This window comes from Stenotrophomonas sp. SKA14, from assembly GCF_000158575.1.
In the GTDB taxonomy this organism is placed as follows: domain Bacteria; phylum Pseudomonadota; class Gammaproteobacteria; order Xanthomonadales; family Xanthomonadaceae; genus Stenotrophomonas; species Stenotrophomonas forensis.
The window spans coordinates 3,543,463-3,561,889 of the sequence record NZ_DS999412.1; the positions used below are offsets into that span (position 1 = coordinate 3,543,463).

The window sequence follows — 18,427 nt, forward strand, 5'->3', positions numbered from 1 at the left end:
GGCAAACCCTGCGGCGCCATAATGCGCGTCCATCCGCGTGGACCATTGCATTGGCCAGCCACTCGCTGCTGTTCCCCGGCCTGCCGCTGCACAGCGCGCGGCTGGTCCTGAGCCCGATCCGCCGCGACGACGCTGCCGCGTTGTTCGTACTGCAGTCGGACCCGGACGTGATGCGCTGGTGGAACCACCCGGCCTGGACACGACCGGCCGAGGCGCGCGAACAGATCGATGACGATCTTGCCGCCCATGCCATCGGTACCCAGCTGAAACTGGCCGTGCGCGAATCCATGGACGGCCCGCTGCTCGGCATCTGCGTGGTGTTCGCCGTGGACCGTGACGCCGCGCGCGCCGAGATCGGCTACCTGCTCGCGCCCGAGCAGCAGGGCCAGGGCTACATGCACGAGGCGCTGCAGCAGGTGCTGGCCTATCTGTTCCGCACGCTGCGCCTGCATCGGGTCGAAGCCGAGATAGACCCGCGCAATGCGCCCTCGGCACACGTGCTGGAACGGCTGGGCTTCCACCGCGAGGGCGTGCTGCGCCAGCGCTGGCGCATCCAAGGGGAACTGGCCGACTCGGCCGTTTATGGCCTACTGGCCGATGACGAAGCGGCCGTCGGCCTGCCCGCTTGACCCAATCTGGCTGCTGGGAGCTACAGCCCGCGGACATGCCTTTGGACACATACGGCGCGGCCCTCCCCGGCCTAGCATCGGAACCCCCTTCCGCTGCCGAAACGGTGCCATGAAGTCCCTGCTGCATATCGCCGCGCTCTGCGTCGGCCTGCTCATCGCCCCTGCCAGCGTGCTGGCCGCGCCCGACGCCGAGGCCAAGCCCGATCCGAAGGACGACAAGACCGAATCGCCTGCGCTGCCGGCCGATGCGTCGGCGCGCCAGAGCATGCGCCTGGCCGGCCGCACCCTCGACTACACCGCCACCGTCGGCACCCTGCCCGTGCGCGATGCCAAGGGCAAGGTGATCGCCGACGTGGTGTTCACCGCCTACACGATGCCGGGCAAGGACCGGCCGGTGACCTTCGCGCTCAATGGCGGCCCCGGCGCGTCGTCGGTCTACCTCAACATGGGCGCGATCGGGCCCAAGGTGGTGACCTTCGGTTCGGAAGGCGACAGCGCCTCGGCGCCGGCCACCCTGCATGACAACCCGGGTACCTGGCTGGACTTCACCGACCTGGTGTTCATCGATCCGGTCGGCACCGGCTTCAGCCGCGCGCGCATCGGCGATGACGAAGCGAAGAAGCAGCTGTACAACCCCGGCGCCGACATCGAATACCTGTCGCGCTCGATCTACGACTGGCTGCTGCGCAACCAGCGCATGGCCTCGCGCAAGTACCTGACCGGCGAGAGCTACGGTGGCTATCGTGGTCCGCGCATCACCCACTTCCTGCAGACCCGGCTGGGCGTGGCGATGAATGGCCTGGTGCTGGTCTCGCCGTACCTGAGCCCGACCCTGGAAGACAACGCCGATGTCTCGCCGATGGCCTGGATGCAGACGCTGCCGTCGATTGCCGCAGCCCACCTGGAACGCCAGGGCAGGCTGACCGATGCAGCCATGCGCGAGGTGGTCGAATACACGCGCGGCGACTACGCGACGGCGCTGATGAAGGGCCGCAGCGATCCGCAGGCGACCGAAGCGATGCTGCGCCGGGTGACCGAGCTGACCGGGCTGGACCCGCAGTTCGTGCGCCGCGCCGGCGGTCGGCTGGAGACGCAGGCCTACCTGCGTGAAGTGTTCCGCGACAAGGGCACGCTGGGCAGCCGCTACGACTCCAACGTGACCGCATTCGATCCGTTCCCGAACGATCCGGAGCAGCGCGCCAACGATCCACTCCTGGACAGCATCATCGCGCCGACCACCACGGCGATGGTCGACTTCGTGACCCGCGTGATCGGCTGGAAGGTGGATGCGCGCTACCAGGCGCTGAACTACGACGTGAACCGGCTGTGGGACCGCAATGGCGAGCTGCGCCAGGGTGCGGTGACCCAGCTGCGCCAGGCGGTGGCGATCGATCCGCATCTGCAGGTGCTGATCGTGCATGGCTGGAACGACCTGTCGTGCCCGTTCATGGGGTCAATCCTGACGGTGGACCAGATGCCTGCGATGGGCAGCAACCCGGATCGCGTGCAGGTGCGCAGCTATCCGGGCGGGCACATGTTCTACAGCAGGACGGACAGCCAGGCGGCGTTCCGCAGGGATGTGCAGGCGATGTTCCAGCGTAATTGAGGGGTTCGGCCGGGCCTGCGGCCCGGCACCCGCTGACGGCAACGGCAACGGCAAAAGCCGGGTTTCCGGGGGGTGGCGGGGCGGATCCGGTTGCGGGGGACGCCGTAAACCCGTCCCTGGGGGCTTGGCCGCGGCATCCATGCCGCGGACACCCCCGCAACCGGACCCACCCCGCCTTCGACAGTTTCCCGCTGCTGCCGGTGGGTGCCGACCGTTGGTCGGCACGGGATCGGATCCCGGTTTCTGCTCTGGTGGGTGTCGACCTTGGTCGACACGATGGATGCGGAAAAATTCTCTGCCCATGAAAAAAAGCCCGCCGGGATCCGGCGGGCTTTTCTTGTGCAACGTGTGCCTGCAGATCAGGTCCAGCCGAACAGCTCGAACAGCTTCAGGATCAGGTAGGCACAGCCACCGGCCGCCGGGATGGTCAGGATCCAGGCCCAGACGATGCGTTCGATCACGCCGAACTTCAGCGAGCGCGGGTTCTTGGCGAAACCCACGCCCATGATCGCGGTGGAGATGCTGTGCGTGGTCGAGACCGGCATGCCGAAGTGGGCGGCCAGGGTCAGGATGGTGGCCGAGCTGGTTTCCGCGGCGAAGCCGTGGATCGGATGCAGCTTGACCATCTTGTGGCCCAGGGTCTTGATGATCTTCCAGCCGCCCGAGGCGGTACCGGCGGCCATCACCACCGCGCAGGTCAGTACGATCCACATCGCGATGCCGTCACCGGCATGCGCGTCCGGGTGCATGAAGGCCAGCCAGGACGGCAGGTCGTTCAGTGCGCCGGTGGCTTCGGCACCGATCAGCGTCATGGCGATGATGCCCATGGTCTTCTGCGCGTCGTTGTGGCCATGGGCGAAGCCCATGTAGGCCGCCGAGGCGATCTGTGCCTTGCCGAAGAACGCGTTGACGATGCGCGGACGGGCCAGGCGGCCGATGGCACCACCGATCTTGGCCAGGCCGGCGATCAGCCCCCACAGCAGCACCATCACCACAATGCCGAGCAAGAAGCCGGCGATCGGCGAGGTGATCATCGGCACGAACACCTTCCACAGCAGGCCCTTGTTCTGCGCCCAGCTGCCCAGGCGCTCGGACCAGATCAGCGCGTCCCAGTTGTTGTGCGCAGCGGCCAGGCCGGCGCCGCAGAGGCCGCCGATCAGCGCGTGCGAGGACGAGGACGGCAGCCCCTTCCACCAGGTGATCAGGTTCCAGATGATGCCGCCCAGCAGGGCGCACAGGATCACCTGCGGGGTGACGTCGACCACGTTGGTGTTGAGCAGGCCCGAGGCGATGGTCAGCGCCACCGCAGTACCGGTCAGTGCACCGATGAGGTTCATGAAGGCGGCCAGCATCACCGCCCAGCCGGGCGAGAGCACCTTGGTCGCCACCACGGTGGCAATGGAGTTGGCAGTGTCGTGGAAGCCGTTGATGAACTCGAAGACGAGCGCGGCCAGGATCACCACCAGGACAAGGGTCAACATGCGGCGGCGTCCGTCAGCTGTTCTTCAACACGATCTGGTACGCCACCACGCCGGCCTCGCGGCAGCGGTCGATGGCCTTTTCCAGGATCTCGAAGAATTCCTTCAGCAGGAACATCTGCAGGTTGTCCAGGCGGCCGGAATAGATGTCGCGGTACAGCTCGAGCATCAGCCGGTCGGCCTCGTTCTCCAGCGAGCGCAGCTTCTCGTTGAGCGCGGTCATCCGGTCCAGGTTCATGTGGCGCAGGTCGGCCACCATCTCCACCACCACCCCGGCGGCCTGTTCCAGCATCGCCGCGCGCGGCGCGAAGTCGATGTGCTCCAGGTGGGTCGTGGCCAGCGAATAGCGATCGGCGAACTTCTCGATCTGCTTGGGAATCTTGTACAGCGCCGAACCCAGCGCTTCGATGTCTTCGCGCTCGATCGGGGTCATGAAGCTGTCCACCAGCGCCTGGCTGATCTTGTCCGAGGCCGCGCGTTCGCGCAGGCGGGCCAGCTTGAAAGCGTCCAGCGCCGGCTGGCGGTCGGCCTCGCGCAGCATGGAATGCAGCGCCTTGGCGGCGTCGGAAGCCGCGACGGCGGCCTCATCGAGCAGGGTGTAGAACTGTTTGCCGGAACCGAAAATGGTCTGCAGAGAGAACATTGAGAAACCTGTCAGCCGTCGCGGGAAGGACGGCACCAGACGGAATTATGACGGCTAGATGACCATCTCGGGTATCCCTGCCCCCTTTCCGGGCCTTGGCCCGCCCAACCTGAACAGGCAGTTGCCACCCTGCCACGCCCCTTTGCTAAGATGCCAGCGCGCCTTCGGGCGCACCTTATGGACGACGACCCTTATCCCCCAGCGCCGCGCCGGACCCCGCTCCTGAGCGCCAGCCGCCATCGCAAGCACCCGCCCTCCCTGCCACCAACCGGGGACGACGCCCGTGTTTGAAATGATCCTGATTGTCTTCGCGCTTGTTCTGCTGAACGGCTTCTTCGCCATGTCCGAGATGTCGGTCATGACTTCGCGCAAGAGCCGCCTGAAGCAGATGGCCGCCACCTCCAAGCGCGCCGCCAAGGCACTGGAGCTGTCGGAAAAGCCGGAGAGTTTCCTGTCCACCGTGCAGATCGGCATCACCGTGATCGGCGTGCTGACCGGCTATCTCGGCGGTGAAGCGCTGGGCGAGGCCTTCGCCGGCTGGATCCAGGGCCTGATGCCGGGCTTTGCGTACGCTGGCAACGTGGGCACCGCACTGGCGGTGAGCCTGATCACCTTCATCACGCTGATCTTCGGCGAACTGGTGCCCAAGCGCCTGGCGCTGACCCGCTCGGAGGCCATTGCCGGCCTGGTCGCGATGCCGATGAGCTGGCTGGCCAAACTGGCCCTGCCCTTCGTCTGGCTGTTGTCGAAGACCACCCAGCTGGTGCTGCGGCTGTTTGGCCTGGGCAAGGATGAAGTCGCCTCGGTGACCGAAGAAGAGATCCGCATGCTGGTGGCCGAAAGCCACGAGGCCGGCGTGATCGACGCCCACGAGCGCGACATGATGAACCGTGTCATGCGCCTGGGCGACCGCACCGCCGACAGCCTGATGACCCCGCGCAACCGCATTGCCTGGCTCGACACCCAGGCCGGGCTGGAGCGCAACCTGGAAATCATGGCCGAGCATGAGTTCTCGCGGTACCCGGTGTACCGCGACAACGACATGGACGTGGTCGGCGTGCTCGAGCTGAAGTCGCTGGCCACGCGCATGGCGCGCGGCGACACCGCGCTGTTCCAGACCCTGCGCGAGCCGCTGTACGTTTCCGAATCGACCCATGCGATGAAGCTGCTGGAGATCTTCCGCGAGGAACAGCAGTCGATGGCGCTGGTGGTGGACGAGTACGGCGAGATCCAGGGCCTGGTGACCATCAGCGACCTGATGGGGGCGGTGGTCGGTCGCCTGCAGGCGGTGGAGAACGCCGACGAGGATGCGCTGGTGGTGACCCGCGAGGATGGCTCGCTGCTGGTGGATGGTTCACTGCCGATCGAGGACCTGCGCGAGCTGATCGGCAGCAATGACCTGCCCGATGCCGAGGACGGCGACTACTACACGCTGGCCGGCATGTGCATTCACTATTTCGGCCGCATCCCGCATGCGGGCGAGTATTTCGACTGGGCCGGCTGGCGCTTCGAGATCGTCGATCTGGACGGTGCGCGGGTGGACAAGCTGCTGCTGCGCACGCTGTCCGACGAGCAGGCCGATGAGCTTACCGCCTGAGGCCGGCCAGGGCCCGGGCGCCGAGCGCCCGGCCTACCGCAACGAGGGCATCCGTACCCTGCTGGAGATGTTCGCCTCCGGCGACCCGGCCGAGCACATGCCGCTCGGCCAGATCCTGTGCAACCTGCAACAGAGCGCGTTCGGCGTATTCCTGTTCGTGGCGATCCTGCCGTCGTTCATCCCGATTCCGGGCATGGGCGGCGCGGTCAGCGGCCCGCTGGTGATCCTGATCGGCCTGCAGATGCTGTGCTGCCTGCGGCGCCCCTGGCTGCCCGGCTTCATCGCCCGCCGCGGGCCCAGGCGCGGCACCATGCACCGCTTCCTCGACCGCATCGACCGCCCGCTGCGGCGCCTGGACAAGATGCTGAAACCGCGCTTGTCGCAGCTGCTGACCCCGCTGCCGGCGCACGCGTTTACCGGCCTGCTGCTGGTGCTGCTGGGCGTTCTGCTGTCGCTGCCGATCCCGTTCACCAACTTCCTTTTCGGCTTCCAGCTGCTGCTGTTTGCGCTGGCATTGCTGGAACGCGATGGCGCGCTGATGCTGTTCAACTGGATTGCCGCGCTGGCGGCCATCGCGTTCTTTGGTTTCAGTTCCGGGCAGCTGGTGGGCTACACGGTGGAGCTGTTCCAGCGCTGGTTCTGAACCGGAACCCGGTAGAGCCGGCCGCTGGCCGGCTGCCACGTTTGCAGGATTGCCGGCCAGCGGCCGGCACTACCGGTACCGGACATCGGTCATCCCGGACATCGGTCATCACCGCAGGTCGATGAACCCGTTGTCGGCCAACGCCGCCGGTTCGTCCTGCACCGCCGACAGCACGAACGTCAGCGCTTTGCCCAGCAGCGTGCCCGGGCCATCCCAGTACTCTGCCGAATCGGCCCGCACATGGATCAGGCGCAGGTTGGGATCCTCCTTGCCGCCGGGAAAGAACAGCTTCATTGCCGGCGACCACAGTTCCTCGATCTTCGCGCGATCATCCACCACCCGAGCGCGACCGGACACCGACACATACGTGTTCTTCGAGGGCGAGGCATAGGCCACGTTGACCCGCGGATCAAGCGCGATCTCGGCCACCTTCGGGCTGTCGGCGGTGATGACGAACCACAGGTCACCGTCGAAGGCAACCTGCTGGGTGGCCAGCGGCCGGCTGTAGAGGCGGCCATCCACCCCGGTGGTGGTGAACATCGCCACCTCCACGTCCTTGATCAGTTCGGCCAGCTGGGCAATGTGTTCGGCGCGAGTGTCGGCCATGGGGGGGCTCCATTGGGATGAGCCCCCATCAGACGCGGTGTGGCTGCAACAACCCGTGACGCAAGTGTTCAGCCCGCGTGGCGAGCGTGCCAGGCGTGCATCGCCAGTTCGAACGAACGCAGGCGTGCGCGGTGGTCATACAGGTTGGCGGTGAGCATCAGTTCGTCAGGCTTGTGGCGCTCGACAAACGCGGCGATGCCCTCGGCCACCTGCTGCGGATCACCCAGCACGGTGCAGGCCAATGCCCGCTCCACGCCCAGCTTTTCGTGCGGTTCCCAGAAGGTTTCGATGTCGTCGATCGGTGCCGGGATCTTGCCCGGGCGACCGCGCCGCAGGTTGACGAAACTCTGCTGCTGGCTGGTGAACAGGCGGCGCGATTCGGCTTCGCTGTCGCTGGCAACGACGTTCAGCGCCAGCATCGCGTGCGGCTGCTTCAGCGTGGCCGAGGGGCGGAACTCACGGCGATAGACCGCCAGCGCTTCGTCCATCACGTCCGGGGCGAAGTGCGAGGCGAACGCGTACGGCAGGCCCATCGAAGCGGCCATGCGCGCACCGAACAGGCTCGAACCCAGGATCCAGGTCGGTACGCGCAGGCCGCCACCGGGAACCGCCTGCACGGCCTGGCCGGGCTGCACCGGCTCGAAGTAGTGCAGCAGCTCGCGCACATCCTGCGGGAACTGGTCGGCACTGTCGAAGTAGCGGCGCAGGGCGCGTGCGGTGGGCTGGTCGGTGCCGGGCGCCCGACCCAGGCCGAGGTCGATGCGGTCGGGGTACAGCGAGGCCAGCGTGCCGAACTGCTCGGCCACCTGCAGTGGCGCGTGGTTGGGCAGCATGATGCCGCCGGCGCCGACGCGGATGCGCTTGGTGCCACCGGCCACATGGCCAATCAGCACGGCCGTGGCCGCGCTGGCGATGCCGGGCATGTTGTGGTGTTCAGCCAGCCAGTAGCGGCGGTAGCCCAGCGCATCGGCGTGCTGGGCCAGTTCCAGCATGTTGGCGAAGGCGGCGGTGGTGTCACTGCCCTCGCAGACCGGGGCCAGGTCGAGAATCGACAACGGGATCATCAGCGGTTTTCCGTCACAGGATTCCCCATGCATGGGGTCGGCCAGGCACGGCGGCCAGTGACGGTGGCGGGATGCTGATTCCTGCGGAATGGGTTCAGGGCCCGCCGGACATGGCCCGGGGCGCGCTCAGAAGGCGCTGGGGCGCGGCTCGGGCAGTGGCTGGTCGACCATCGGCTTCAGCTCGGCATCCAGCGCCACGCGCTCGTCGAACACGAAACAGCGGCCTTCGTAGCCCTCGCCACCGACGTCTTCGAAATAGCCGAGGATGCCGCCGTCGAGCTGCAGCACGTTGTCCATTCCGTCGTTGACCATCCACAGTGCGGCCTTCTCGCAGCGGATACCGCCGGTACAGAAGCTGACCACGGTGCTGTCCTTCAGCGCCTCACGGTGCGGCGCCAGCGCCTCGGGCAGGTCGGTGAACTTGTGGATGGGCAACACCAGTGCATCCTTGAAGGTGCCGTACTCCACTTCCTGCAGGTTGCGGGTGTCGAGCATCACCACCGGCTTGCCGGCATCGTCGTGGCCCTGCCGCAGCCAGCGCTGCACCGTGGCCGGATCGACCGCCGGAGCCCGCGGGTACTCCAGCGGCTGGCCGTCATCGCGGCGGAAGCTGATGATCTCGTCCTTCACCTTGGCCTTCAGCCGCGCAAACGGCTGGTGCTCGCTGAGGCTGGTCTTGACCCGCATATCGGCAAAACGCGCATCGGCGTGCAGCGCCGCGTAGAAGCCCTCGACCGACGCCGGCGCACCGGCCAGGAACAGGTTCAGCCCCTCGCCCGCCACCAGGATCGTGCCCCGCAGTCCAGCCGCCTCGGCACGCGCCAGCAGCTGGTCGCACAGGACGTGGGGAGCGTCGATGACGGCGAAGTGGTAGGCGGCGGTATTGGCGATCATCCCGCCATTTTAGCGCCAGACCGCCCGAGGATCAGATTTAGTGTTCATCCACGCATGGCGTGGATCTGCGGAAGACCGCGGAGACTGTCAGGGGCGGGGCGGTGTGGGCAGGCGGGGGCGCAGAGCGCCATGGATGGCGCTCTACGAGGCACGCAGGAGCAGTTTTTGCCGTCCCCCGCCTGCCCACACCGCCGCGCCATCCCACGGAATGCCTGCTTTTGCTTTTGCTGTTGCCGGCCAGCGGCCGGCACTACCGGATACCGGGCACCGGGTGCAACCTGGCCGGAAGCCCCCTTTACCCCCGCAACAGCATGAACGGCAGCAGCACCAGCGCCGCCGCGCCCGCCATCCCCAGCAGCACCAGCACCACGAACACCGGGCGCCGCCGCAACAGGCTGCCAAAGGTCTCCGCCGTGCCGTCACGCAGCGCCTGCTCGCGTTCGGCACGTACGCGCACGCCGCGCGCGGCCTGATACTCCGCCATCAGCGCTTTCGCACGCGGATGATCGGCGTCCTCGCGCAGCCACAGGCCGCCGTTGGAAATGCCCCAGGGGCTGGGTTCGGTGCGATACCAGGCGATGCCGTGCTGGTCCAGCAGCGTGCAGACATCGGCATATTCGTCGTCGCCGACGTTGCGCAGATTGAGCAGAAGTTTTGCCATGCCCCCATGATACCCGGCACCGATGCGCTACCCTTGCCGCCCTCGCCCTGCGCCCTTCCGGAGACGCCCGATGCGCCGCCTGCTGCTTCCCCTGCTGCTGTCCCTCGCCGCCGCTGGCTGCTCGACCGAGCCCTCCGGCCCGCCGCCGGGTGGCACCCTGACCACCTTCGAGCGCATCGACAGCGTGCCCGGCAGCGGTGCCGAGGCTGTCGCCGGCAGCAAGGTCACGGTGCACTACACCGGCTGGATCTACGACAACCGCACCGAAAACAAGCACGGCAAGACCTTCGACAGCTCGGTCGGCCGTGGCGAACCGTTCACCTTCGCACTCGGCGCCGGCCAGGTCATCCGTGGCTGGGATGAAGGCGTGGCCGGCATGAAGGTCGGCGGCAAGCGCACACTGATGATCCCGCCGGACTACGGCTACGGCGACCGCCGGGTCGGCCCGATCCCGGCCGGCTCGTCGCTGGTGTTCGACGTCGAGCTGCTCGATGTCAAACCGTAATACCGCAATGCCGCAGCGGGTCGCCGTCATCGGCGGTGGCCCGGCCGGCCTGTTCGCCGCCGAGCGCCTGCGCGCGGCCGGGCTGGACGTCGACCTGTACGAGGCCAAGGGCTCGCCCGGTCGCAAGTTCCTGATCGCCGGCAAGGGCGGGCTCAACCTCACCCATTCCGATCCGCGGCCGCTGTTCGACAGCCGCTACCGCGAGCAGGCGGCTGCCGTGGGCCAGTGGCTGGACGGCTTTGACGCGCAGGCACTGCGTGACTGGGCCGCCGGTTTCGGTGTGGAGACCTACGTGGGCAGCTCCGGCCGCGTGTTCCCGGTCGACCGCAAGGCTGCGCCACTGCTGCGCGGCTGGGTGCGCCGGCTGAAGGAACAAGGCGTACGCCTGCATGCCAACCATCGCTGGGTCGGCTGGAGCGACGACGGTGCGCTGCGCTTCGCCACCGAAGCGGGCGAAATCGATGTCCACGCCGATGCCACGGTGCTGGCGATGGGCGGCGGCAGCTGGCCGCAGCTGGGCAGTGATGGCGCCTGGGTCGCGCCTCTGCAGGCGCGTGGCGTGGACATTGCGCCCCTGCAGTCGGCCAATTGCGGTTTCGACGTGGACTGGACCCCGTTCTTCGCCCAGCGCAATGCCGGCGCACCGTTGAAACCGGTGGTCGCGCACTGGATCGACCTGGCCGGCCTGCCGCAATCGCTGCAGGGCGAATGCGTGGCCAGCGAATACGGTATCGAAGGCAGCCTGGTCTACGCGCTGGCGGCTGACCTGCGCGAGACCATCAATCGCGATGGCCACGCCTTGCTCTGGCTGGACCTGGTGCCGGGCCGCGACGAGGCACGCCTGCTGGCCGACCTGTCGCGCCCGCGCAAGGGCCGCAGCTTCGGCGAGCACCTGCGCCGGCAGGCCGGCCTGGATGCAGTGAAGGCGGCGCTGGTGTTCGAGATCCTCGGCAAGGAGGCCGGCAACGATCTGACTGCCGTGGCCTCCACGCTCAAGCGTCTGCCGCTGCGCCTGCTGGGGCCACGACCGATGGCCGAAGTGATCAGCACGGCCGGCGGTGTGCGCCTGGATGCACTGGATGATGGCCTGATGCTGCGGGCCTTGCCCGGCGTGTTCTGTGCCGGCGAGATGCTGGACTGGGAAGCCCCGACCGGCGGCTACCTGTTGACGGCCTGTTATGCCAGCGGCCTGCGTGCGGCGGAAGGCGTGATCGGATGGTTGGCCGGGCGGTAAAACCTGCCCTGTAGAGTCGAGCCATGCTCGACTGCATTTGATTCAGGCAATAAAGCAGTCGAGCATGGCTCGACTCTACAATTGCCGGGCGCTCACCATGGTCGGCGCATGCTCACCGAGGCCAGCGCCACGCCGCTGGGATGCGGGTAGGCTTCCTCCCGCACGGTAATGAAGCCCTGCCGTTGGTAGAACGGCACGGCATTGAGCGAGGCCGACAGCACCACGTCGCGCTCACGGTCGGCCATCGCCAGCAAGCGCTGCATCAGGGCCTGGCCGATCCCCTTGCCGCCCCGGTCCGGATCAACGAACAACGCATCGACTTCATTGGCATCGGTATCGAACACGCCGAAGCCGAGCAGGGCGCCCTGCGCATCCTCGGCCACCACGCAACCGCCCTGCCCCAGCAGCCGTGCGTACTGCGACGGCGGTGGCGAGGCCGACCAGGGCGCGATCACCTCCGGCGGGTAATGGCTGCTGCAGGTCTCGTGCACGCACCGCGTGCGCAGCGCCCACAGCGTGGCTACATCATCGGCCGTGCCTGTTCTGAACTGCATGACATCTCCTTGTAGAGTCGAGCTTGCTCGACTGTTCTTCGTTCCAGACACGCAGTCGAGCATGGCCCGACTCTACAACGGCAGCTACCGCGACTTGCTGGCGCGCAGTGCCTGGATCTTCGGCGGCGGCTGGAACGAGTCGCTGCGCGCATCGGCCCAGAACGCATGGAACACCGCGTGGTCGGGCACCTTGTGCAGCAGCTCGCCCGGTTCCAGGTAGCGGTACAGGGAGGCCAGCGAACGGATCTCGACCGGCGAAACGCGACGCAGGATGTGCTCAGGCCCCAGTTCGGCCGGATCGTTCAGGCCGGCCGCGCACAGCAGTTCCTTCAAGGCATGCAGTGTGTGCTCGTGGTAGCTGTGCACGCGCGTGGCCTTGTCTGGTGCGTCCAGATGCTTCCAGCGCGCCGGGTTCTGGGTGGCGATTCCGGTCGGGCACTTGTCGGTGTGGCAGCTCAACGACTGGATGCAACCCAGCGCGAACATGAAGCCACGCCCGGCATTGCACCAGTCGGCGCCCAGTGCGATGGTGCGCGCGATGTCGAATGCACTGGTGATCTTGCCTGCCGCGCCGATGCGGATGCGCTCGCGCAGATCCAGGCCGACCAGGGTGTTGTGCACCAGCAGCAGCGCTTCGTGCATCGGCACGCCGACGTGGTCGACGAACTCGGCCGGTGCCGCACCGGTGCCGCCCTCGGCACCGTCGACCACGATGAAGTCGGGAAGCAGACCGGTTTCCTGCATCGCCTTGGCGATACCGAACCATTCCCAGGGGTGGCCGATGGCCAGCTTGAAACCCACCGGTTTGCCACCGGACAACTCGCGCAGGCGCGCGACGAACTGCAGCAGTTCGACGGGCGTCGAGAACGCCGAGTGACGCGACGGCGACACGCAGTCCACGCCCATCGGCACGCCACGGGTCACCGAGATCTCGGCGGTCACCTTCGGTGCCGGCAGCACGCCGCCGTGGCCCGGCTTGGCGCCCTGCGACAGCTTGATCTCGATCATCTTGACCTGATCGTGGGTGGCGTTGGCGACGAAGCGCTCTTCGCTGAAGGCACCCTTTTCGTCACGGCAACCGAAATAGCCCGAACCGATCTCCCAGACCAGATCGCCGCCCATCTCGCGGTGGTAGGGCGAGATCGAGCCTTCGCCGGTATCGTGGTAGAAGCCACCGCGGCGCGCCCCTTCGTTCAATGCGCGGATCGCATTGGCCGACAGCGAGCCGAAGCTCATCGCCGAGATGTTGAACACGCTGGCCGAATAGGGCTTGGCGCAGTTGGCGCCGATCAGCACGCGGAAATCATGTTTGGCGATGGACGTGGGTGCCAGCGAATGGTTGATCCACTCGTAGTCCACCGCATAGGTGCTGCGCAGGGTACCGAACGGCACGGTGTCCATCTCGTTCTTGGCGCGCTGGTAGATCAATGCACGCTGCTGCCGCGAGAACGGCACGTCTTCCAGGTCGCTCTGCACGAAGTACTGGCGGATCTCCGGGCCGATCGATTCCAGGCCGTAGCGGAAATGTGCCATCACCGGATAGTTGCGGCGCAGCGTGCTGCGCTTCTGCAGCAGATCCCAGGTCCCCAGCGCCACCATCGCGGCAGTCAGACCGACGCCCCAATACCAGGCCGGCCAGATCGTGGCCAGCCACAGGCATATCGGGAACATCAGGATGGCGAGCAGGTAGACGATATACCGGTGCATGGCTTTCCTCGGTTGCAACTGCCCCCGAGTCTACCGCGCCGCCCGTCTGCCGGGTTTACAGGCGATCATCAACCACGTTGCGCGGCCAGGCCGACTTCACGTCGTAGACCAGTCCCCCGGGGGCCAGCAGGCCCCGGATCTGGGCTTCATCCATCGCCTTGAAACGGGCATGGGCCACCGCCAGCACCACCGCGTCATAGCTTCCCGCCGCGGGTTCGGCCAGCCAGTGCACGCCTTCATCGGCCAGCGCCGCCGGGCCGACCCACGGGTCACTGACTTCAACCCGCGCACCGGCATCCCGCAGGCGCTGCGCAAGCTCCAGTGCGCGGCTGTTGCGCAGGTCAGGGCAATCCTCCTTGAAGGTCACGCCCAGCACCAGGATCCGCGCCTGTGCCGGCGCGCGGCCACGCTCGGCCAGCATCGCCAGTACCCGCGCCGCCACGTGCTCGCCGACACGGTTGTTGACCTGCCGCGCGGTGTGGATCAGGTCGGGGTGGTAGCCCACACTCTCGGATTTGTGCAGCAGGTAGTACGGGTCCACGCCAATGCAGTGGCCACCAACCAGGCCCGGCCGGAACGGCAGGAAGTTCCACTTGCTGCCCGCCGCATCGAGCACATCCTGGGTATCGATGCCGAGCCGGTCGAAGATCAGCGCCAGTTCGTTGACCAGCGCGATGTTGACGTCACGCTGGATGTTCTCAACCACCTTGGCCGCTTCGGCCACGCGCATCGACGGCGCCGGAAACGTGCCGGCCGCGATGATGCGCTGGTACAGGCCATCGATCACCGCAGCGGCTTCTGGCGTCGAACCGGAGGTGATCTTGCGGATGTCGGACAGGCGCCGCTGGCGATCGCCGGGGCTGACCCGTTCCGGGCTGTAGCCGCAGAAGAAATCCTGGTTGAAGCGCAGGCCCGAGCCCTGCTCCAGCAGCGGCACGCAGACTTCCTCCGTGGTGCCCGGATACACCGTGGATTCGTAGATCACCAGATCGCCCTCGCGCAGATGGCTGGCGATCAGGCGGGTGGCCGAACGCAGCGGCTCCAGATCGGGCTGCTCGTAGGCATCGATCGGGGTCGGCACGGTCACGATGTAGACATTGCAGGCATCAAGCAGGGCCGGATCGCTGCCGTACTGCAGTTGATGCGCGCTGGCCAGCTCATCAGCCTCCACTTCCAGCGTGTGGTCCTGGCCGCTGCGCAGCTCGGCGATGCGGCCGGCATCGATATCGAAACCCAGCGTCGGCCAGCGCCGACCAAAGGACACGGCCAGTGGCAGGCCGACGTAACCCAGGCCGATCACTGCCAGACGAGGCGCCACGGCCGCCGCGACCGGCGCGCTCATCGGCGCATTCCCTGCAACGGATGCAATTGCAATCGCGCTCGCGTTGCCATGGCTTCGGCCCACATACTCATTCGCTGTACCACGCCGGGAAACCCACACCAGAAAGGCTACAGCCTAAGGCCCCGGCGCGCCGCCGCCAAGGCGGGCTCAGGAGCCCAGCGCGACCGCCGCCGGCTCCAGCTCGCCGTCTGCGCCGGTCCAGGCCTGCAGCAGGCGTTCGAAGCCGCCACTGCCGAGCAGGAAACCCGGCCATGCCGCGTCCACGATCTGCGTCAGCAGGTCCGCCTCGATCCTGCGGGTACCCATCGACCAGCGCGGAAACGCCCGCTGCAGCACCGGCGCGCGGCACAGCATCTTCACCTGTCCATGGCTGCGCGCATTGACGATGCGCTGGAACACCGAATCGATGCCATCCTCCGGGCCTTCCAGATACTGCAGGAAACGCGTCCCGTCGAACATCAGGACACCGGTGACACCCGCTACGCGATTGAATGCCGTGGCATCGGCCAACAGGCGATCAAGATCGGTTGTCTGCAGATCGGCACGGGCCTCACTGGCATAGGCAATCGCGTGTAGCGACATCAGGTGGCTCCCCCCCTGGGAACGATGACTGGGACTATGACATGAATAGGAACGACAGTTAAGCACGCCACTTCCCCTGGAGGCTCAGGCCACAACGCCGTGGGTGGGCTACAATCGGCGCCGCGCTGCAGGCCCGGATGGCGAAACTGGTAGACGCATCGGACTTAAAATCCGCCGGGGGCAACCCCATGCCGGTTCGATTCCGGCTCCGGGCACCAACATCGCAGCGCAGGATGGCGTCCGCCCTTCGGGGCATTGCACAAGGAACCCGCACATGAAGCTGTCTGCCCTGATGCTTGCCCTGCTCTGCACCGCCAGTCTTCCGGCGTTGGCGCAGTCGCACTCCGATACCCGTCGCAATCGCGATGGCAGCATGGACATCCGCCACAGCGATGGTTCCTCCACCCGCATCACCCGTGATCTGTCCAAGCGCGTGATCGCCGAGCACAGCAACGGCAGCCGCTCGGTCACCACGACCGATCTCAGCGGACGCAAGCGCACCACCTACAGCGACGGCAGCTACTCCGACACCACCACCGATCTGAGCGGCAGGATCATCACCCAGTACAGCAACGGTGCCCGCTCGACCAGCACGCGCGACCTGAGTGGCAGGTGGCGCACCGAGTACAGCGATGGTTCGTACTCGACCAGCGTGCAGGACCTGAGCGGCAACTGGCGTACCACCGCAAGCGGCGGCATGGCGGCCCGGCATCCGGAGCGCGGCTTCGGCAAGAAACGCTGAGCGTTCAGATCGCACGCGAGTAGCGCGGCTGCTCATGCGCCGCGCGCAGGTACGGATCGAAGCACATCGCCAGCAGCCGCAGCAGCGGCCGTCCCGGCTCGCTGGCACGCACCACGCCCTCGCGGTACTCGGCCAGGCCGTCCTCCTGCAGCCGCTGCACCGACCGCAGGTCTTCGGCAAAGTACCGCTCGAAATCAACGCCATGGCGCTGGCCCAGCACAGCGCCATCCACCTCGCCCTGGCACATCAGCTGCTGGATCAGTTCCGCGCGCAGCTGGTCGTCGGCACTCAGCGCCACGCCGCGCCAGACCGGCAGCTGGCCCTGGTCCACGGCGTCCTCCCACGACGGCAGGTCGCGCGGATTCTGGCTGTAGGTGGCACCAATGTGGCTGATCGCACTCACGCCCAGGCCGAGCAGATCGGTATCGGCGTGGGTGGTGTACCCCATGAAATTGCGATGCAGCTGGCCGGCGCGCTGCGCGCGTGACAGATCCTCTTCCGGCAACGCGAAGTGATCCATGCCGATGTACTGGTAGCCAGCCGCGGAGAGCTTCTCGACCGACAGGCCCAGCAGCGCCAGCTTGTCTTCCGGCGAGGGCAAGCGGCGTTCGTCGATCTGCTTCTGTGCGCGGAACAGGTGCGGCAGATGTGCGTAGCCATACACCGCCAAGCGATCCGGGCGCAGGGCCAGCACCCGCTCAAGGGTACGGCCGAACCCCTCCAGGCTCTGCCCGGGAAGGCCATAGATCAGATCAACGTTGACCGATCGCATGCCGCTGTCACGGCAGGCCTGCAGGATATCCAGCGTCTGCTGCACGCCCTGTATTCGGTTGATCGACTCCTGTACATGCGGATCAAAGTCCTGCACACCCAGGCTGGCGCGATTGAAACCCAGCCGCGCCAGCATGGCGACGTCGTGGGTATCGATGAAGCGCGGGTCGAGTTCGATCGAGAAATCACGCTGTGGCGAATCGCTGAAATCGAAGCGGCGGCGCAGGCCTTCCACCAGGGTGGTCATCGCCTCTGCATCGAGAAAATTCGGCGTGCCCCCGCCCAGGTGCAGCTGGATGACCTCACGGCCGTCCTCGAACTGCGGCGCCAGCAGGTCGGCCTCGGCCAGCACACGCGAGACGTAGCTGTGGCCACGGCCGCGATCGCGGGTGATCACCCGGTTGCAGCCGCAGTAGAAGCAGGGGCTGGAACAGAACGGCACGTGCACATACAGCGACAACGCGCGGGCCAGCTGGTTGCTGTCGGCGATCGCCTGACGCAGTGCCGGCGCGTCGAAGCCGTCGTGGAAATGCGGCGCGGTCGGGTACGAGGTGTAGCGCGGCCCGGGCCGATCGTGGCGGCGCAACAGGTCGGGGTCGAAGGTCCAGGCCAGGCCGCCGGCAGCGGGAGAGAACGTGTCCATGGCGCCAGCATCGCGCCGGGCAGACGTCGCCGCCTTGACCCAGATCAATCCTTGGCGGGGATGCCCAGCACCGGCAGGCCGACCTGCGGCCAACGCAGCATCTGGTAGCGCTTCCAGAACGTCTCACCAATGCGCACGGCCACGTCGTCGGCCAGCGCCTGCATGGGGGGATTGCCGCATTCGGCGGTGGTGATCCGGAACAGCACCAGCCAGCGGTCGAACAGATCCTTGTCCAGCTCGATGGCCATGTGCTTGGACATCGGCGAACCCTTGAAGCGGCGGGTGCCGCGCAGCATCGCCGACCAGAAATCCACCAGCTGCGCCAGATGCTCCGGCCAGTCGTGGACATGGGCCTCGAACACCGGACCCAGCCGCTCCTCTTCGCGCACGCGGCCATAGAAGTCGTGGACCAGGCGGGTGACTTCCTGCTCGGTGCACAACTCGGGCGATGCAACGGGAAGGACAGGCGGCGGCGTAGCGTTCATCGGGTACCCAAGGCGTGCCGGCAGTGTGCCGCAGTCAGCGG

19 protein-coding genes and 1 tRNA gene are annotated in these 18,427 nt (G+C 66.9%); 8 read left to right on the forward strand and 12 right to left on the reverse strand.

Features of this window, described 5'->3' with window-relative positions; all coding sequences use genetic code 11:
* The first annotated feature begins 50 nt into the window (after nt 1-50).
* On the forward strand, nt 51-629 hold the full coding sequence (locus SSKA14_RS15905; RefSeq protein ID WP_008267351.1) for a GNAT family protein: 579 nt from the start codon (nt 51-53) through the stop codon (nt 627-629).
* A 109-nt stretch (nt 630-738) separates the two neighbouring features.
* Nucleotides 739-2,235 (forward strand): S10 family peptidase, encoded by a 1,497-nt coding sequence (locus SSKA14_RS15910; RefSeq protein WP_008265427.1) that lies wholly within the window; start codon nt 739-741, stop codon nt 2,233-2,235.
* 359 nt (nt 2,236-2,594) lie between these two features.
* Here SSKA14_RS15910 and SSKA14_RS15915 read toward each other — a convergent pair whose 3' ends face one another.
* On the reverse strand, nt 2,595-3,716 hold the full coding sequence (locus SSKA14_RS15915) for an inorganic phosphate transporter (RefSeq protein WP_006431323.1): 1,122 nt from the start codon (nt 3,714-3,716) through the stop codon (nt 2,595-2,597).
* A 13-nt stretch (nt 3,717-3,729) separates the two neighbouring features.
* Complete coding sequence (locus SSKA14_RS15920) at nt 3,730-4,356, reverse strand: DUF47 family protein (RefSeq protein ID WP_004152833.1); 627 nt, start codon at nt 4,354-4,356, stop codon at nt 3,730-3,732.
* A gap of 292 nt (nt 4,357-4,648) precedes the next feature.
* Here SSKA14_RS15920 and SSKA14_RS15925 point away from each other — a divergent pair, with 292 nt between their 5' ends.
* Together SSKA14_RS15925 and SSKA14_RS15930 are read left to right on the forward strand one after the other, a co-directional pair.
* Nucleotides 4,649-5,953: a hemolysin family protein gene (locus SSKA14_RS15925; RefSeq protein WP_008266954.1), complete on the forward strand. Its 1,305-nt coding sequence runs from the start codon at nt 4,649-4,651 to the stop codon at nt 5,951-5,953.
* Nucleotides 5,937-6,596, forward strand: a complete 660-nt coding sequence (locus SSKA14_RS15930) for an exopolysaccharide biosynthesis protein (RefSeq protein ID WP_008267017.1) — start codon at nt 5,937-5,939, stop codon at nt 6,594-6,596. Before SSKA14_RS15925 ends, SSKA14_RS15930 begins: the two co-directional genes overlap by 17 nt.
* A gap of 108 nt (nt 6,597-6,704) precedes the next feature.
* On the opposite strand, the gene SSKA14_RS15935 is transcribed toward SSKA14_RS15930, so the two are convergent.
* The 4 genes from SSKA14_RS15935 to SSKA14_RS15950 all read right to left on the reverse strand — a co-directional run bounded on the left by SSKA14_RS15935 (nt 6,705) and on the right by SSKA14_RS15950 (nt 9,821).
* Nucleotides 6,705-7,202 (reverse strand): pyridoxamine 5'-phosphate oxidase family protein, encoded by a 498-nt coding sequence (locus tag SSKA14_RS15935; protein WP_008265401.1) that lies wholly within the window; start codon nt 7,200-7,202, stop codon nt 6,705-6,707.
* Nucleotides 7,203-7,270: 68 nt separating this feature from the next.
* Nucleotides 7,271-8,266: an LLM class flavin-dependent oxidoreductase gene (locus SSKA14_RS15940; RefSeq protein ID WP_040008077.1), complete on the reverse strand. Its 996-nt coding sequence runs from the start codon at nt 8,264-8,266 to the stop codon at nt 7,271-7,273.
* 126 nt (nt 8,267-8,392) lie between these two features.
* A complete protein-coding gene (locus tag SSKA14_RS15945; protein ID WP_008265900.1) occupies nt 8,393-9,160 on the reverse strand; it encodes a sulfurtransferase in 768 nt (255 codons plus the stop codon).
* A 295-nt stretch (nt 9,161-9,455) separates the two neighbouring features.
* On the reverse strand, nt 9,456-9,821 hold the full coding sequence (locus tag SSKA14_RS15950; protein WP_008268110.1) for a DUF6164 family protein: 366 nt from the start codon (nt 9,819-9,821) through the stop codon (nt 9,456-9,458).
* Nucleotides 9,822-9,891: 70 nt separating this feature from the next.
* Here SSKA14_RS15950 and SSKA14_RS15955 point away from each other — a divergent pair, with 70 nt between their 5' ends.
* Together SSKA14_RS15955 and SSKA14_RS15960 are read left to right on the forward strand one after the other, a co-directional pair.
* On the forward strand, nt 9,892-10,326 hold the full coding sequence (locus SSKA14_RS15955) for an FKBP-type peptidyl-prolyl cis-trans isomerase (protein WP_008266124.1): 435 nt from the start codon (nt 9,892-9,894) through the stop codon (nt 10,324-10,326).
* Complete coding sequence (locus tag SSKA14_RS15960) at nt 10,313-11,560, forward strand: TIGR03862 family flavoprotein (protein WP_008267345.1); 1,248 nt, start codon at nt 10,313-10,315, stop codon at nt 11,558-11,560. Before SSKA14_RS15955 ends, SSKA14_RS15960 begins: the two co-directional genes overlap by 14 nt.
* A gap of 92 nt (nt 11,561-11,652) precedes the next feature.
* On the opposite strand, the gene SSKA14_RS15965 is transcribed toward SSKA14_RS15960, so the two are convergent.
* From SSKA14_RS15965 to SSKA14_RS15980, 4 genes are all read right to left on the reverse strand, one after another.
* Nucleotides 11,653-12,114, reverse strand: a complete 462-nt coding sequence (locus SSKA14_RS15965; RefSeq protein ID WP_008268138.1) for a GNAT family N-acetyltransferase — start codon at nt 12,112-12,114, stop codon at nt 11,653-11,655.
* Between the two features lie 84 nt (nt 12,115-12,198).
* On the reverse strand, nt 12,199-13,821 hold the full coding sequence (locus SSKA14_RS15970) for an FMN-binding glutamate synthase family protein (RefSeq protein ID WP_006430627.1): 1,623 nt from the start codon (nt 13,819-13,821) through the stop codon (nt 12,199-12,201).
* A 55-nt stretch (nt 13,822-13,876) separates the two neighbouring features.
* Nucleotides 13,877-15,163, reverse strand: coding sequence for a nucleotide sugar dehydrogenase (locus tag SSKA14_RS15975; protein ID WP_008264948.1), 1,287 nt, complete (start codon nt 15,161-15,163; stop codon nt 13,877-13,879).
* Between the two features lie 147 nt (nt 15,164-15,310).
* The gene (locus SSKA14_RS15980) at nt 15,311-15,745 is read right to left on the reverse strand and encodes a BLUF domain-containing protein (protein ID WP_008267235.1); all 435 of its coding nucleotides are present in this window, start codon (nt 15,743-15,745) and stop codon (nt 15,311-15,313) included.
* A gap of 131 nt (nt 15,746-15,876) precedes the next feature.
* Here SSKA14_RS15980 and SSKA14_RS15985 point away from each other — a divergent pair.
* Together SSKA14_RS15985 and SSKA14_RS15990 are read left to right on the forward strand one after the other, a co-directional pair.
* Nucleotides 15,877-15,963: transfer RNA gene (locus tag SSKA14_RS15985), tRNA-Leu, on the forward strand.
* A gap of 56 nt (nt 15,964-16,019) precedes the next feature.
* The gene (locus SSKA14_RS15990) at nt 16,020-16,487 is read left to right on the forward strand and encodes a hypothetical protein (protein ID WP_008267471.1); all 468 of its coding nucleotides are present in this window, start codon (nt 16,020-16,022) and stop codon (nt 16,485-16,487) included.
* Between the two features lie 4 nt (nt 16,488-16,491).
* Here the strand turns inward: SSKA14_RS15990 and hemN are convergent, their stop codons facing one another.
* Together hemN and SSKA14_RS16000 are read right to left on the reverse strand one after the other, a co-directional pair.
* Entirely contained in the window at nt 16,492-17,901 is a 1,410-nt protein-coding gene (gene hemN / locus SSKA14_RS15995; RefSeq protein WP_008268395.1) for an oxygen-independent coproporphyrinogen III oxidase, read from the reverse strand.
* 44 nt (nt 17,902-17,945) lie between these two features.
* Entirely contained in the window at nt 17,946-18,386 is a 441-nt protein-coding gene (locus SSKA14_RS16000; RefSeq protein ID WP_040008082.1) for a group III truncated hemoglobin, read from the reverse strand.
* Nucleotides 18,387-18,427: the final 41 nt, after the last annotated feature.